Raw genomic sequence first — 14571 nt, 5'->3', positions numbered from 1 at the left:
TCACTATGCCTGACGTGCCGAGGTTGGGATCAGGAATACCGTTGGTCGCGCGCATCCGGGAGATGGACCGGTTGCGCGCGGCCTTCAGCCGTTCCTCTGGGGGTACGGCTGGTGCGGTGCTGATCGCTGGGGACGCCGGTATTGGTAAGACACGGATGGTCGAAGAGATCAGCGCGATCGCGGCCGAGCAAGGCGCGGTCGTGCTGGCTGGGCGTTGCGTCGATGTCGGCGAGACGGGCCTGCCTTACCTGCCGTTCGCCGAAGCGCTCACGCAACTGCGCGCATTGGGCCGTGACGACGTGCTGGCCAGGCCTGCGCTGGGGATGTTGCTGCCGGACCTGGTGGTGTCCAGCCATCAGACGCAGGAGCCGGAGCCGCAACGGTTCATGCCGAACTTCGCGCCGGCGATCGGCAAGGTGCAAGGCATGCAGCCGCGCCGCGAGCAGGACATCGCACAGCTGAGGCTGTTCGACGCCGTACACAGCCTGCTCAGTGAACTGGCCGAGGACAGCACGGTCGTGCTGGTGATCGAAGATCTGCATTGGGCGGACAGTTCGACCCGCGGGCTGCTGTCGTTCTTGATGAGCAGACTGCGAACGCAGCGGATGCTCATAGTGTGTACCTATAGGACTGACGACTTGCATCGCAGGCATCCGCTGCGGCCGCTGCTCGCCGAACTGGTCCGGCTGCCCGCCGTGGAGCGGGTGGAGCTGCCTCCGTTCGACAAGACCGCGGCGCGCCATTTCGTGGACGCGTTGGCCGAAGGGCTTGTCGATCAGGAGACTGTGCGCAAGGTCGCCGAACAGTCTGAGGGAAACGCCTTCTTCGCTGAGGAACTGCTCGCCGCGATCGCCGATGACGAGTGCGGTATCCCGTCGTCGCTCGCGGACGTCCTGCTGTCCAGGGTCGAGCGGCTCAGCGAGCCCGCGCAGCAGGTGATCCGGCTGGCTTCGGTGGCTGGGCGGACGGTGAAGCACAGCACCTTGCGAGAGGTCGGTGACCTCGACGACATCGCGCTGGAGGAGACGCTGCGCGAGGCCGTGCAGCACCACATCTTCGTGACCGGTGGCGAGCAGGTGCACTACTCGTTCCGGCATGCGTTGATGCGGGAGGCCGTCTACGGCGATCTGCTGCCCGGCGAACGAGTCCGGCTGCACGCCGCGTACGCCCGGTACTTGAAGGGGCGGCTGGACGAACGCGGTAACTCGGCCGCTTTCGCCTATCACAGCATGGAAAGCAACTCGCTGGCCAACGCGTTGTTCGCGTCGGTCAAGGCGGCGAAGGAAGCCACGGAGCTCGGCGCGCCTGGGGAGGCGTTGCGGCACCTGGAAACCGCGCTCCGGCTGTGGGATTCCGTTGACGAACAACACCGTCCCGCGGACGTCACCGAGTTGAAGTTGCTGCGTAAGGCATCTTGGTCGGCAGGGACGTCCGGTGACCCGGAGCGCGCGATCGCCTACGCCCGCTCGGCGGTGAAAGTCGCGGACCGGCAAAGCGATCTGGAAGTCAAGGTCGAGGTCCGCCGCAGGCTCGCGCAGACGCTGATGGCGATCGACGGCAGTGAAGAGGAAGCGCGTGCGGTCATCGAGGCGGCCTGGGCGAAGGCCGCTGACCTGCCACCGAGTCCGACGCGTGCGTGGGTTGCGGCCGTGTACGCGCGAATGTTGCGTGCCGAGGGCGAACTGCGGCTCGCTCGTGAGCACGCGGAATCGGCGATCGAAGACGCCAGGGCGGTCGGAGCGACCGGAGCCGAGGCCGACGCGCTGACCACGCTCGCGATCGTGGTCGAAGCCAGCGGCGCCATCGAGGAAAGCCACAACCTTCTGATGTCGGCCAAAGACCGGGCCAGCGCGGCCGACGCGATCACGGTCGGCTTGCGGGCCCGCTTCTACGACGGCCTCAGCCGCTACGAGCTGGGTCTGTTCGACGAGGCGGCGACGGTGTTGGCAGAAGGCATCCAGCTGGCCCGCAGTACCGGGTTGTCGTGGAGCGACTTCGGCGTGGAACTGCGGTGGCTGCAGACGCTCACCCAGTACGCGAGTGGCAACTGGAATGCCGCGGACGAGCAACTGGAGCAGCCACGCGGCCGGATTTCGAGCACGGTCACCGCACGCCTTGCCGCAGCCAACTTGTACATCGTGGTGGGGCGCGGCCGTTTCGCCGACGCGGAACGCCTGCTGACCAACCTGCGGTCGGAGTGGCGGGAGCTGCAGATCGCGTTGGCGTCCGGCACAGCGGGCGCCGAGCTCGCCAGCTGGCGGGGCAAGCCCGACGTGGCGATCCAGCGGGCGGCCGAGGTCCTCGAATGGTCCAGGCGGGTGATCGGCCCTTGGCCGATGGTCGGCATCAAACTGGGCACGCTGGCCGCCAGTGCCGCGGCCGACGCCGTGGCCAAGGCCCGGGTGAAGGGTGAGCCCATCGCCGAGATGCTCGCCGAGGGCGAGCGCTTCGCCGAGCTGGCTTTGCAAACGGCGGTGAACAGCACACCGCGGGCCGGCACTCTCGGACCGGACGGCCTGTTCTGGGCCGCCCGCGCCAAGGCCGAGCTGACCAGGCTGCACGGTGCCAGCGACCCCGACGCCTGGTCCAAGGTCGTAGAGGCGTCGGACTACGGGGCCGTCTACGACCAGGCCCAAGCCCGCTGGCGCTACGCCGAGGCACTACTCGGAGCAGACCGCAGGGATGAGGCCAGCACACAGCTCCGGCTTGCGTACAAGACCGCGGACGAACTGGGCGCGAAACCCCTGCTGGACGCGTTGGCGCAGCTGGCGCGCCGAGCCAGGCTGTCGCTGACCGAGGACGGCCCCGGGCCGCGGGACACGGTGGACCTGTTCACGCCGCGTGAGCAGTCCGTGCTCAAGCTGGTGGCGATGGGGCAGACGAACCGGCAGGTCGGCGAGGAGCTGTACATCAGCGAGAAGACGGTGAGCGTGCACCTGTCGCGGATCATGGCCAAGCTGGGAGCCAGCCGACGGGCCGAAGCGGTGGCCATCGCCTACGACCGGGGCCTGCTGAAATAGCGCCGGACGTCAGACTGCAGGCTGATTCACGACAAGTCTTCGTACCGATGCGCACAGTGGCTGACGACTTTTAACGTGAAAGCATGTCAGTTGCTGTCGGGGCTGCTGCGAGTGTTCGTGGCGTGGTGCGAGCCCGCGTGTTGCGTGGAGTGGATCTCGAGGTCCCCTGCGGTCAGCTGACGGCGGTGGTCGGCAAGTCGGGTGCGGGCAAGACGACGCTGCTCAACTGCCTCGGCGGGCTCGAGCAACCGGATCGCGGAACCGTCCATATTGGAGCCGACCGGATCACCGGCCTCGGCGACTCGGCGCTGACGAAGCTGCGGCGCGACCGGATCGGGTTCGTCTTCGCCACGTGCAGCCTGTTCCCGACGCTGTCGGTCGAGCAGAACATCCGGATCAGCTCGGAACTCGCGGGCACCCAGCCGGAAAAGCCGTGGTTCGACACGGTGGTCGAGTTGCTCGGGCTGTCGTTGTTGCTACGCACGCGCCCAGCCGCGCTGACAGCGGAACAACGCCAGCGAGTCGCGTGCGCCCGAGCGTTCGTGAACCGCCCGGACGTAGTGCTCGCCGACGAGCCGACGGGCGAGCTGAACCGGAGCGAGTCCGCGGCGCTGCTTGGGTTCCTGCGGATGTGGGTGCGCAAGCTCGGCCAGTCGGTCCTGTTGGCGACCAAGGATCCGTACGTGGCCGCGCACGCCGACCACGTTTTAGTGCTGGCGGACGGACGTATCACCGGCGAGGTGAGCCGGCCGACCGTCGAGTCTGTGCGGGCGGCCCTGCGATGAATGTGCATCCCATCCACGCGGGCAGGCGCATGGGCAAAGCCGTGGGGCTGAGCTGCGTCGTGGCCATTGGGCTGCTCATCCTGATGATCGTCGGGCGGGTCCCCGGCTGGGGCGTGGTGCCGATGTTCCTGCTCACCGAAACCCTGGTGTACAAGGCTTTCTCGACGACCGTGCGCAAGCGGCGACAGGATGTGGCCTTGTTGCGGTGTTTTGGGGCAAGCCGAGCGCAGGTCTTCAACGGTGTCCTGGCCGAGGCGGCATGGATCGGCCTGTTCGGCGCGGTGGCCGGCCAGTGCTGCACGCTGCTCCTGCTGGACATCGTGCAATTCGAGATAGCCGTCTTCGCCCTGCTCGTCGGGATAGCGGGTGCACTGCTGGCCGCCTTGGTCCCAGCCATCCAGGCAAGCAGGATCCCGCCGAGCGGTCCGTCCACAGTGGCCTAGGCAACGGGACGGTATAGATCCCGGTCCGCAACCTTGACAGAGCCGTGCCGTCGCGCAATGGTGAGAGCGCTCTCACGAGCGGGCGGTAGACAAGGTCGGGTGGTCTGCTCGTGAGTGCGGGCTCCCGGAGCACGTCGAGGTGATGCTCCGGGCACCGACGTCAGGGGATGCCGGGCGCGGCGGCTCGACATCCTCTGACGTCCCACCGCGAGGGTGCGGAAAACGGCGGCGGCGCCGGGAGGAACACCGCCGCCGACTTCGCCGCGGAGCCGACGTTTCGCCTGGAGCACGGGCTTCAGGCTTGGCCAGCCCGCCTGCGTTTGACGCTCGCGGGCTTTTCAGCAGGTGCCGAGGCGCTCAGGCCGACTCTCGGCGAACCAGTTGAACGGGAAGGATTTCGCGCTTGCGCACCGATCCGCCATCGATCAGCACCGTCAAGTTGGCGATCATCTTCCGGACCTGGTCGCCGAGGTCCTGGCGGACAGTCGTCAACGGTGGATCGGCGTGCGGAGCGATCATCTGGTTGTCGTCGAACCCGACCACGGCGACGTCATCGGGCACACGACGGTTGGCCTCACGCAGCGCCTGCAGGCACCCGACAGCCATCAGGTCGTTGGCCGCGAACACTCCGTCCAGCTTGGGCACGCGGTGCAACAGCAGGTTCATCGCGTGATACCCGCCCTCACGCGTGTACTCGCCGCACTCGGTGAGGTGTGTGAGCTCGGCGTCGCCCGCGCCGGTTGCCCGGATCCAGCCGGCAAGACGGTCACGGGAGGAGAGCTCGTCGTCCGGCCCAGTGACCGACACGATCGTCTTCCGCCCCATGTTCAGCAGGTGCTCGGTGGCCAAGAAGCCGCCACCTTCGTTATCGCTGTCAACCGTGTAGAGCCCGCGCAACGAGCCCCATGGCCGTCCACCGAACACGCACGGCAGGTGCAACTTGCGGACCGTTGACGGCAACGGGTCGTCTTGGTGCGGAGCGAACAACAACGCGCCGTCTACGTGGCCGCCGCGGAGGAAGCGTTCGGCACGGCCGTGGGCGCCTTCGCCTAGGCCAAGCATCAGTACGAGCTGGGTGTCGATACGGGCGAGTTCGCTCGCCGCCGCTCTGACCAGTGTGCCGAAGTGGGGGTCGTCGAAAACCTTTGCCTGCGGTTCGGACACGAGCATCGCGATCGCGCCGGTCCGCCGGGTCACGAGTGTCCGGGCGGCCTGGTTGGGTTGGTAGCCCAGTTGCAGTGCGGCGGCGGTGACGGCTTCATGGGCCTCGGGGCTCACGCGGGGCGACGAGTTGAGTACGCGCGACGCTGTTGCGCGGGAGACCCCGGCGACGGCGGCGACATCCTCGAGAGTGGGGCGTGCACCAGCGAGCGGTCGACCGGCCACCTGATTCCTCCCATGTCCTCACCTAGCAGCCAGGGTAGCCTGGCGCGGCGCGGACACCGTGGAGGCTGTCAGCGCGTCCTGATCTCCTCGGAAGCGCTCCCATCCACGCGCAGTCCGAGGCGGACCATGCCCTGTTCCTGCCGGATCGACAACGGGATTCCGGCGCGCACCGCCGCCCGTTCGAACCCGGACTCGCCGGGCAGGCACCAGGCGACCAGTTCACGATGCCCTTCCGCGCGTGCGGTACCCGCCAACCGGCGCAACAACGCGGTGCCGATTCCCTTCTGCTGCCAGGAATCCTCGACCAGCAGCGACACCTCGGCCTCTTCCGGCCGTGCGGTCCGGATCAACTGCCCGATCCCGATGACCTCGCGTCCGCACACCGCCAGCAACGTACGGCCGCGGGGTGGCGTCAACAGACGGTGCAGCAACCGGCGTGGCAAAGTCCGTACGCCAGAGTGGTACCGCGCGAACAGCGTCCGTGCGGAGCAACGCGCGTGCAGTTCGGACACGGCATCCAGGTCATCGGCGTCCCCGCTGCGCAGCACAATCCCCGCGCCGTCCGACGTGATCACCGCTGAAGGCGGGTCGGGTGACTCCTTGAGCATCGACGTGAAGACGGCTGCCCGGGCCAGTTCGACGTCGGTGAAGGGTGCCCAGCCGCGTCGCGCGGCCACGGTCAGGTCGTCGCCAAGAGCCAGGATCGCGCGGTGACCACCGTCCAACACCTCGCCGGGCGTACCCATTTCGAAGCTCACCGAGTCAGCCGCGAGCAGCACACGCAGTGCCTCGGGCGCGGCGCACGGGTCCTCGAACGCCAGTGCCGCCGCGCGAAGCGCCGCGGTGGGCGGGTCGACGAGATCGCGGACGTCAGCGTGGGTGATGCCGAGGCATTTGCCGCCTTCCGCGCGGATCTCCCTGACCAGTTCGGCCGGTGGCACGTCCGGTGCGGCCTTGATGACCAGCTCGTCCACCACCCCGGAGGGCACCGGCAGGATCGAGAGCGCCAGTACGTTGCAGTCGCGGGCGGCCAGCCGGGTGGTGACCCGAGCGAGCACACCCGGGGAGTCGTCGAGCTCGACGCGCAGCCGCCACGTGTGGGTTTCGGTCATGCACCCAGGCTTGCCGCACGGTGTTTCCGAGGTGTTTCGGCCGTGTGAGAGCTGGGCTTTTTGGCCGCAGGCAATCGTCTGCATCGCGTTACCTGAGCCGAAACGTCCCGCGCGGCGCCCAATGTGCTGCCCTTTCGGGCCGTCAGAACCCGCCTTGAAAGCCCTAACGTGACGCAGGCTCAACTTTCGCGCGCTAGGGGTGGTCATGGCCGTCCGGTACACGCTGCCCGATACACCGATCGCGGCGGCGACGGCCGACATTGGGCACGTGGAAGTGGATCTCGCGTTGACGCTCAGCGGGCACGTCATGGTCACGTCCACATCCAGCAGCGATGTCCGGCCGGTGCTCAACCGGATCAGCGAAGGCGTGTTCATCAGCGGCCTCGGTACCGGCGAGCCGAGTGTGACCTGCCCGGCCAAACACCGGTTCACGCAGGTCGAGAGCACCTTCGAACACCCGGCGACGATGGTCTTCAGCGGCGTCAGCGTGATCGACTTCGGTCAGGACGGTGTCGATGTGATCGGCGACGTCGAGTACAGGCTGGCCGTCACGGTCACCCCGCACAACCGCGCGCTGGAGCCGCAGAACGACGCTGATCAGTGGTTTTCCCGCAATGGCGGCACACTGGCGTCCATTGGCGCGATCGTGCTGATCGGGCAGGGCTTCGACTAGGGGGTCTCCCAGACCCGCCGAGGACTCTTGCGCGGGGACGTGTTCTGCTCGGGCAGCATCGGCACGCTGACGTTCATCACGAAAGCCGCCCGCGCGGGCATCCCCAGGCTCGTCCACAGCGACCCAGGCCCGGTGTTGGCGATTTTGAGGTACACCGGCTGCTTGGTGACCGCCAATGAGGACGACATGCAGTCCTCGGGCAGCGTGCCGGTGAACATCGCGGTGCGCAGTGCCCGGTCGAGCAGCCGATGCTCCTCGTGGATCTTCTCGGCCCGTGCGGTGACCAGGTAGGACAGCTCGCAGCGGCGGATCGGTTCGCCTTGCGGTGGCGCCCCCGTGTCGTCCTGTAAGCCGAACAGGAACAGGTCGATGGTGTTCGACGGGCGCTCGGTCTGCCACGTCGGCTTCGGCGGATCCAGCCGGACGACCGTGCCCTCCGGCATCTGCCTGCCGAACAGCTTGCACAGCGCGTCGTCCACTTCTGTGATCACACCGTCGAGTGTCCAGTTCGGGACAGTCCCGCCCAAGGGGTGAGCGCCCGCCTGAAAGGGTGCTCCAGGTCGCCCGAAGAGGCGACGGGTGCGTAAACGAAAAAGCCCCGCCGCGGCGGGGCTTTTTCACCGAATCGACTTTCTAGATCAGGCCTTCCCGAAGGGCGTACGCGACCGCGTGCGAGCGGTTGCGCAGCTGGAACCGGTTGGTCACGTCGTGCAGGATGCTCTTCACTGTGCGTTGCGAGTAGCACAGCTGGTCGGCGATTTCCTTTGTGGACAGTCCATTCGCGACCAGCTTGAGCACCTCGGTCTCCCGGTTGGTGATCCCGGCAAGGTGCAGGCCACGCGGCTCCAGCACGTGCCGCTGCAGCCGGGAGACCCGGTTGAGCAGCCGGCCGAGCAGGTCCGGCGGCAGCGCGCCCTCACCGGCGGCCGCGGCCTTCACCAGGCGTACCAACACATCCGGCGTGGTCTCGGAGCGCCGCGCGACGGCGCAGACACCGCCTTCGACCGCCGTGAGGATCTCGGTGTCCTCCAATTCCCCCGCGATCAGCACGATCCGGGTGAAACCCCGGACCTGCAGTGTGCGCAGCAGCTGGCTGCCGCGCTCGTCGAACCGGTCGGTGACAACCAGGGCGACGGCCTCAGGGGTCGCGGATTCCTCGTCGACCAGCCAGATCTCGGGACGGGTCCGCAGGGCCATGTGCACGCCGTTCTGCAGGATCGGATCGGTGGCGCGGACGACGACTGGAGTGCGACGCTGCTCGTGCATTTCTTCTCTCTCCCCGCTGAAGTGGCGAACGTCCCCAATTCGTCCGGCACATCTTGAACTTTCGGCTGCACACACCTTGCCCGAAGGGGCGTCCCGGCCACATGGGACCGATGTCCCGTTGTTGCCCGAGCGGGCATCGTGGTGACGGGAATTTGCCCCTAGCCGAATGCCCTAGGCGGGCAAGGAAAAACGCAACCGAGACCAGCTCGTTACGCAAAAGCCGTAACGAGTCCACTCGGGACGATCGTTCGGGAAAAACTAACCGAGACCGGCGTTGCGGGCGCGAACAATCGCCTGCGCCCGATCGGCCACGTGCAGCTTGGTGAAGATGCTGGAAACGTGGTTTCGCACGGTCTTCGGGCTCAGCGAGAGGTCACGCGCGATGGTCGCGTTGCTGTGCCCCTCGGCGATCAACGCGAGCACTTCCCGTTCCCTGCTGGTCAGTTCGGGAAAGACCGGGTCGCTGCTTGGCGGCGGGGTGTTGAAGTACCCGAGCACCCGGGTGGCGATGTCCGGGCCGAAGATCGCCTCGCCGCGGCCGACACCGTGTACCGCGCGCACGATCTGGTCCTGCCCGGCGCCTTTGAGCAGATACCCACGAGCGCCCGCGCGCATCGCGGCGAACACCGACTCGCTGTCGTCGAACATCGTCAGCACGAGCACGCCGGTGCCCGGCAGTTCGGTGACGATCTGGCGGGTCGCCTCGATCCCGCTGATGTCCGGCAGGTGCAGGTCCATCACGACCACGTCGGGCCGCAGTGCCTTGGCCGCGCTGACCGAGTCCAGACCGGTGGCCGCCTCGCCGACCACTTCGGTCCCCGGTACGTCGGCGAGCACAGTGCACAGCCCGAACCGGAACAGCGGGTGATCGTCAACCACCATGACCCGGAGCGGATCCATCGCCCTTACCCGCCTTCCTTCGGCAGCGGCAACGTCGCGCGCACCTTGGTGCCCCCGCCGTTGCCCGCTGACACGACACAGTCGCCGCCCAGCTCGGTCGCCCGTTCGCGCATTGACCATAGCCCGACGCCGCTCGCCGGCTGCTCGGGCAGGCCGATTCCGTCGTCGACAACCTCTATGTGCAGGTCGTCGTCCACCCATAAGCGGACCGCGCAGGACCGTGCCGCCGCGTGACGAGTCACGTTCGTCAGCGCTTCGGACACGATCCGGTACGCGGCGACGTCAACGGTCGCCGGCAGCCTCGGCATACTTATCGGTACATCCAACTTAATCGTCACGCCTCGTTCGTCGGCTCTGGTGGATATTGCTTTGGCATAAGCCCTGATCGCGCCGACCAGGCCGATCCGGTCGAGCTCCGGCGGCCGCAACCCGTGGGCCAGCCTGCGGATCTCGTTGATCGCGCCGTCCAGCTCCTCCTGCAGCGTGCCGAGCAGTTCGCCTTGTGTCGACGCGGGCCCGATCGCCTTGCGGCACGCGTGCAACCCGAGCGAGATCGCCGCCAGCGTCGGACCGACGCCGTCGTGCAGATCATGCAGCAGCCGCCTGCGTTCCTCCTCGCGGGCCTGCACCACGTTGTCCCGGCTGCGCCGCAAGTCCCGGGTCAGCCGGGCGGTGTAGACGGCCGCGCCGGCGTGCCGGGCGACTTCGGCCAGGACAAGGCGGTCCCGGCGTCCTAGGACTTCCCGGGACGTTCTAGGCGCTACGGCCAATTGGCCTACAGGCTCGCCTTGGTACGAAAGGGGGAGCCGGAACAACTCACCGGTGGGTTCGCCGAAGGTGGCCACGTGTTCATTGGGTGATCCTGCCGATCCGAGGATCTCGATCGCCACATACGGCAGCCGCAGTGCACTGCCGATCGTTTCGACCAACGCGGGCAGGGTCTCGTTGGGAGTCCTGGTTTCCTCGAGCCGTGCGGCGAGCGCGGACACCACGCGGTACGGGTCGTGGCTGTCGCCGAAGAGCCGCTTGTTGATCAGGGCCTGCAACCGGGACCGCAAGGGCTGCACCAGAACCGCGACGCAAGCCGCCGCGGCCGCCTGCTGCCACAGTTCGTCCAGCGGCGGGAACAGCAGCGACAACAGCGAAACCAAGCCGATGTACAGGCCGATCGTGCCTGCCGACAACGCGCCGTAGACCAGCGAGCGGCTGACCACGACCTCGATGTTCAGTGCGCGGTAGCGCAGAATCGCCGCGGCCACGCCGATCGGGACCGGCAGGAACGCCAGCGTGTGCAACTCGCTGGGCAGCAGCGTTCGTCCGATGATCGCCTCAGGCACGGCGAAGAAGGCCGAATAGAGCAACGCGCCGCCGCCGAGTGACCAGACGACCCACCGCATCCTCAGCCGGTCCAACTCGTCCTGTGCCGTTCGATACCGCAGGATCAACGCGATCAGGATGATCAACGGATAGCTGTAGAGCACTGGCAGCACAGGTGATCCGATCAGGCTGAACTGACCGAGCGGGTCGTCGATGAACTGCCACGCGTACAACGCCATCAGGCCGTAGAGCAGCAATGCGCCGACATATCCCGCCGTCACCTGCTTGCGGAACACACTCTTGTTGTAGACAGCGGGAAAGGCGATCGCCATGTGCAGCGTTGCCGCCCACAGCACCATGAAGCTGAACTCGCCCGTGTACCACCGCCAGAACTGGCCGCCCGCGACCAGATCGAGCGCTTCCAGTTGGAAATGCGTCGATCCGCTTGAGGTGATGAAGCTCAGCGCCGAAGTCAGCAGGGCGGCCTGTGCGGCCGGATCGGTCGGCCGCGCGGTGAAGGCGCCCGCAGCCACGATCAGAATCAGTGCCAGGACAAGCAAAGTCGGCCAGTTCTTGCCGACCGCGTCCATGATCGGGTACAGCGTCAGTGTCTTCTCGACGTCCACCCGCTGCCCGTCGCGGCGCAGCTCGTAGCGGACGACATCGCCGACTTCCGCCTGCGGGCCACCGATTCCGTCGCGCACCGCGTCACGCACCGGTGTCCCGTTGATCGACACGACCTCGTCGCCCGCGCGAAACAGCCCATCATCCGTGGTTTTTTGAACGACCACGGCACGAGACGACACCGCCTGATCACCGATGTTGATCACGGTGCCGTCGGACGGGCTGGTGGCCCTGCTCAGCACACACCAGCCGGACGCGGCTAGTAGCGCGAACGCCAGCACCAGGCACGCGGCGGGCACACGCCACGCGCCCGCCAAGTCGGACACAGCCAGATCATTCCGTATGGCTGCCCCACCGCACTAATGTCTACCCCTTTGGGTCAGTGGGCTGCTCCGCCGGAGCCGGTTCGTCTGCCGGTTCGTCGTACTCCGGTTCGAGTACTCGGACGACTGGAATGCCCATCGGGGGAGTCTCCGGCTCCTCGCCGCGCTTGGCGATCTTGGGCACGAGCATCAGCACGATCGCGGCGATCGCGAGCAGCCCGGACACCACCAGCAGCCACGTGCCGAGTCCAGTCGTGTTGGGGTTGCCGAACGACCCGAGGAAGGCTTCTTCGCTGAAGGGCCGGAAGAGCACGAACGCCTGAACGATCGCCCCGAGCAGCAGGCCAGTACCGCCCGTCCCGATCAGCCGGGCGGCGAGTACCGGCCCGCTCGCCGGATGAAGTCTCGTGGAAGTCAGTCCGAGCACGGCCGCGGCGGCCAACAGCACCGCGCTGACCACGACGCCGATCCCGAGTTGCGGGAATGTGTCGTCACCGTTCCCGGATCCAGTGGAGGTTGTCAGGCCCCACAGGGTGACGCTGAGCCGCCCTTCGGTCGTGGGCGTCGCCCGGGGCACGCTCTGCTCGAGCAGCGGCAGAAAACTGCCGGCGACCGCCAGCGCACCCGCGAGGATCCACAGGCCGGAGCCCATCAGACGCAGCCGGGCGACGGGCCAGTGGGTCGGTTGGGTCACTTCTCATCTCCATCGAGCTTGCGGGAGATCGAACCCGGCGGTGGCGGGTCGATCGCGGTGGTGCGCTCCGGTTCGTCCAGAGGGCTCTCGGGCGGGCTTTCGGGTTGCTGCACAGGAACGCCGTATTTGGGCGTCTCCGGTTCCACCCGTGGCGGTGGAGGCGGCTGTGGTGGCCGCATGGGATAGGCAGGTGGCCCGGGTGGCGGCATGAAGCGGGGTGGCGGCTGCATCACCGGCCTGGCTCGCTCGGCGAGCGCCACGCCCAGCCCGACGAGCGCGATGACCGCGGCACCGACGAACAACCACAAACCCAGCTGCGGCTGTGGCTCACCTGCCGCGCTCGGCAGCGTGACCGTCCACGTCAACGCCGAGGCCGTGTACATCCCGGTGCCGAACGTACCGGCCACCACCGGGGCCCAGCGGCGCTGGGACAGCAGCACCAGGAGCAACGCCAGCAGCAGGAACGCCGCGGCGACCACGATCTCGACGCCGTAGTACGCCGCCTGGCTCTCCTGTTCACGGCCGTCCTGGATCGGTCCCTGTGTCCAGAACCCGGTGCGGAAGCTCGATCCCTCGCCGAAGTCCTGGATCAGGATGTCGGTGAAGGTCGCGCCCACCCCCAGCCCTGCGGCGACCAACCAGAGCAAACCCGCTGTCAGGCGTGATGCCGGCCGCTTGACGGGCGGCGGGGCGCTGTACGTCATGTGCTCGATCCTGCCACCGGTGCCGGAGCTGGGAACGTTTTTTGTCTCGCGGCGTCATAGTCGTGACCCGCACCCGTCTTCATAGGTGTTGGTCGGCCCGAGCGAGGGCCGGGCCGACCAACCACATCGGGGACCCGCGTGCGCGCTTTACATGCAGTCTTGCATGCATGTATTTTCGCGGCATGACCTGGCTCGACGAGGACCTGACTGCTTTCCGTGAGCTGGCCCGCTCCTTCTGCGAAAAGGAGCTCGCCCCGCACCAGGAGCGCTGGGCGCAGGAGAAGCAAGTCGACCGCGAGCTATGGAACAAGGCGGGCGAAGTCGGCCTGTTGTGCCTGAGCATCCCCGAGGAGTACGGCGGCGGAGGCGGCACCTTCGCGCACGAAGCCGTCCTGCTTCAGGAACAGGCCCGGGTCGGCGACGACGCCTGGGGTGTCGCTGTCCACAATGGAATCGTCGCCCACTACGTCAACTCGTACGGCACGCCGGAGCAGAAGCAGCGGTGGCTGCCCAAGATGGCCTCCGGTGAACTGGTCGCGGCGATCGCGATGACCGAACCGGGGACCGGGTCGGACCTGCAGGGCATCAAGACCAAGGCGATCCGGACCGGCGACAGCTACGTGATCAACGGGGCGAAGACCTTCATCACCAACGGCGCGCAGGCGGGCCTGATCATCGTCGCGGCCAAGACCAACCCCGAGGAGAAGGCGGCAGGCGTCTCCCTCGTCGTGGTGGAAACCGAAGGGGCGGAAGGCTTCCGGCGCGGCCGGGTGCTGGACAAGATCGGGATGAAGGGCCAGGACACGGCGGAGTTGTTCTTCGACAACGTGACCGTGCCCGCTGAGAACCTGCTCGGCGGCGTGGAAGGCCAGGGCTTCATCCAGCTGATGCAGCAGCTGCCGCAGGAGCGGCTGGTGATCGCGGTGAGCGCGGTGGCCGCGATGGATCTCGCGGTGCAGCTGACGATCCAGTACACCAAGGAGCGCACCGCCTTCGGACGGCCGCTCTTCGGCTTCCAGAACACCAAATTCACCCTTGCCGACGCGGCCACCGAGGTCGCCGTCAGCAAGGCGTTCCTCGACCAGTGCATCACCCGGCACCTCAAGGGCGAACTCGACGTCACCGGCGCCGCGATGGTCAAGATGTGGACGACCGAACGGCTCGGCAAGGTCGCCGACAGCTGCCTGCAGCTGTTCGGTGGTTACGGCTTCATGACCGAGTACCCGATCGCCAAGGCGTGGACCTCCGCCCGCGTGCAACGCATCTTCGGCGGCACAACGGAAATCATGAAGGAGATCATCGCCCGCACGCTGTAGGCCGACCC

13 protein-coding genes are annotated in these 14571 nt (G+C 67.3%); 5 read left to right on the top strand and 8 right to left on the bottom strand.

Annotated elements, in window-relative coordinates; genetic code table 11:
• Window positions 1-5 precede the first annotated feature (5 nt).
• The 3 genes from B9C43_RS22280 (at window position 6) to B9C43_RS22270 (ending at window position 4248) form a co-directional block, all read left to right on the top strand.
• Window positions 6-3020: a helix-turn-helix transcriptional regulator gene (locus B9C43_RS22280; protein ID WP_084428769.1), complete on the top strand. Its 3015-nt coding sequence runs from the start codon at window positions 6-8 to the stop codon at window positions 3018-3020.
• 83 nt (window positions 3021-3103) lie between these two features.
• Window positions 3104-3805 carry an ABC transporter ATP-binding protein gene (locus B9C43_RS22275; RefSeq protein ID WP_084428768.1) on the top strand — a complete coding sequence of 234 codons (702 nt, stop codon included), beginning with the start codon at window positions 3104-3106 and terminating at the stop codon, window positions 3803-3805.
• Window positions 3802-4248, top strand: coding sequence for an FtsX-like permease family protein (locus B9C43_RS22270; protein WP_084428767.1), 447 nt, complete (start codon window positions 3802-3804; stop codon window positions 4246-4248). The genes B9C43_RS22275 and B9C43_RS22270 overlap by 4 nt, the downstream gene beginning before the upstream one ends.
• A 357-nt stretch (window positions 4249-4605) precedes the next feature.
• On the opposite strand, the gene B9C43_RS22265 is transcribed toward B9C43_RS22270, so the two are convergent.
• Together B9C43_RS22265 and B9C43_RS22260 are read right to left on the bottom strand one after the other, a co-directional pair.
• Window positions 4606-5634, bottom strand: coding sequence for a LacI family DNA-binding transcriptional regulator (locus tag B9C43_RS22265; RefSeq protein WP_084428766.1), 1029 nt, complete (start codon window positions 5632-5634; stop codon window positions 4606-4608).
• Between the two features lie 68 nt (window positions 5635-5702).
• Window positions 5703-6746, bottom strand: coding sequence for a GNAT family N-acetyltransferase (locus B9C43_RS22260; protein ID WP_033381523.1), 1044 nt, complete (start codon window positions 6744-6746; stop codon window positions 5703-5705).
• A gap of 205 nt (window positions 6747-6951) precedes the next feature.
• Here B9C43_RS22260 and B9C43_RS22255 point away from each other — a divergent pair, with 205 nt between their 5' ends.
• Complete coding sequence (locus B9C43_RS22255) at window positions 6952-7419, top strand: hypothetical protein (RefSeq protein WP_143446494.1); 468 nt, start codon at window positions 6952-6954, stop codon at window positions 7417-7419.
• On the opposite strand, the gene B9C43_RS22250 is transcribed toward B9C43_RS22255, so the two are convergent.
• From B9C43_RS22250 to B9C43_RS22225, 6 genes are all read right to left on the bottom strand, one after another.
• A complete protein-coding gene (locus B9C43_RS22250) occupies window positions 7416-7910 on the bottom strand; it encodes a Pvc16 family protein (RefSeq protein WP_051895061.1) in 495 nt (164 codons plus the stop codon). The genes B9C43_RS22255 and B9C43_RS22250 overlap by 4 nt on opposite strands.
• Before the next feature lie 142 nt (window positions 7911-8052).
• Entirely contained in the window at window positions 8053-8685 is a 633-nt protein-coding gene (locus B9C43_RS22245) for a response regulator transcription factor (protein WP_033381521.1), read from the bottom strand.
• Between the two features lie 258 nt (window positions 8686-8943).
• Entirely contained in the window at window positions 8944-9585 is a 642-nt protein-coding gene (locus B9C43_RS22240) for a response regulator (RefSeq protein WP_033381520.1), read from the bottom strand.
• A 5-nt stretch (window positions 9586-9590) separates the two neighbouring features.
• Complete coding sequence (locus tag B9C43_RS58565; RefSeq protein WP_084428765.1) at window positions 9591-11852, bottom strand: histidine kinase; 2262 nt, start codon at window positions 11850-11852, stop codon at window positions 9591-9593.
• A 40-nt stretch (window positions 11853-11892) separates the two neighbouring features.
• A complete protein-coding gene (locus B9C43_RS22230) occupies window positions 11893-12543 on the bottom strand; it encodes a hypothetical protein (protein WP_084428764.1) in 651 nt (216 codons plus the stop codon).
• Window positions 12540-13247: a hypothetical protein gene (locus tag B9C43_RS22225; protein WP_033381500.1), complete on the bottom strand. Its 708-nt coding sequence runs from the start codon at window positions 13245-13247 to the stop codon at window positions 12540-12542. Before B9C43_RS22225 ends, B9C43_RS22230 begins: the two co-directional genes overlap by 4 nt.
• 182 nt (window positions 13248-13429) lie before the next feature.
• Between B9C43_RS22225 and B9C43_RS22220 the strand changes: the two genes are divergently transcribed.
• Window positions 13430-14563, top strand: coding sequence for an acyl-CoA dehydrogenase family protein (locus B9C43_RS22220; RefSeq protein ID WP_235038762.1), 1134 nt, complete (start codon window positions 13430-13432; stop codon window positions 14561-14563).
• Window positions 14564-14571: the final 8 nt, after the last annotated feature.

Origin of the sequence: Kibdelosporangium aridum (genome assembly GCF_900176515.1) — a bacterium.
GTDB lineage: Bacteria > Actinomycetota > Actinomycetes > Mycobacteriales > Pseudonocardiaceae > Kibdelosporangium > Kibdelosporangium aridum.
Note: the sequence above shows the minus strand (reverse complement) of the source record. Positions and strands in the feature narration are given on the sequence as shown.

Excerpts from the sequence above, each read along its gene's own strand:
- B9C43_RS22280 (WP_084428769.1), top strand. The coding sequence starts at position 6 with ATGCCTGACGTGCCGAGGTTGGGATCAGGAATACCGTTGGTCGCGCGC.
- B9C43_RS22275 (WP_084428768.1), top strand. The coding sequence starts at position 3,104 with ATGTCAGTTGCTGTCGGGGCTGCTGCGAGTGTTCGTGGCGTGGTGCGA.
- B9C43_RS22270 (WP_084428767.1), top strand. The coding sequence starts at position 3,802 with ATGAATGTGCATCCCATCCACGCGGGCAGGCGCATGGGCAAAGCCGTG.
- B9C43_RS22260 (WP_033381523.1), bottom strand. The coding sequence starts at position 6,746 with ATGACCGAAACCCACACGTGGCGGCTGCGCGTCGAGCTCGACGACTCC.
- B9C43_RS22255 (WP_143446494.1), top strand. The coding sequence starts at position 6,952 with ATGGCCGTCCGGTACACGCTGCCCGATACACCGATCGCGGCGGCGACG.
- B9C43_RS22245 (WP_033381521.1), bottom strand. The coding sequence starts at position 8,685 with ATGCACGAGCAGCGTCGCACTCCAGTCGTCGTCCGCGCCACCGATCCG.
- B9C43_RS22240 (WP_033381520.1), bottom strand. The coding sequence starts at position 9,585 with ATGGATCCGCTCCGGGTCATGGTGGTTGACGATCACCCGCTGTTCCGG.
- B9C43_RS22225 (WP_033381500.1), bottom strand. The coding sequence starts at position 13,247 with ATGACGTACAGCGCCCCGCCGCCCGTCAAGCGGCCGGCATCACGCCTG.
- B9C43_RS22220 (WP_235038762.1), top strand. The coding sequence starts at position 13,430 with ATGACCTGGCTCGACGAGGACCTGACTGCTTTCCGTGAGCTGGCCCGC.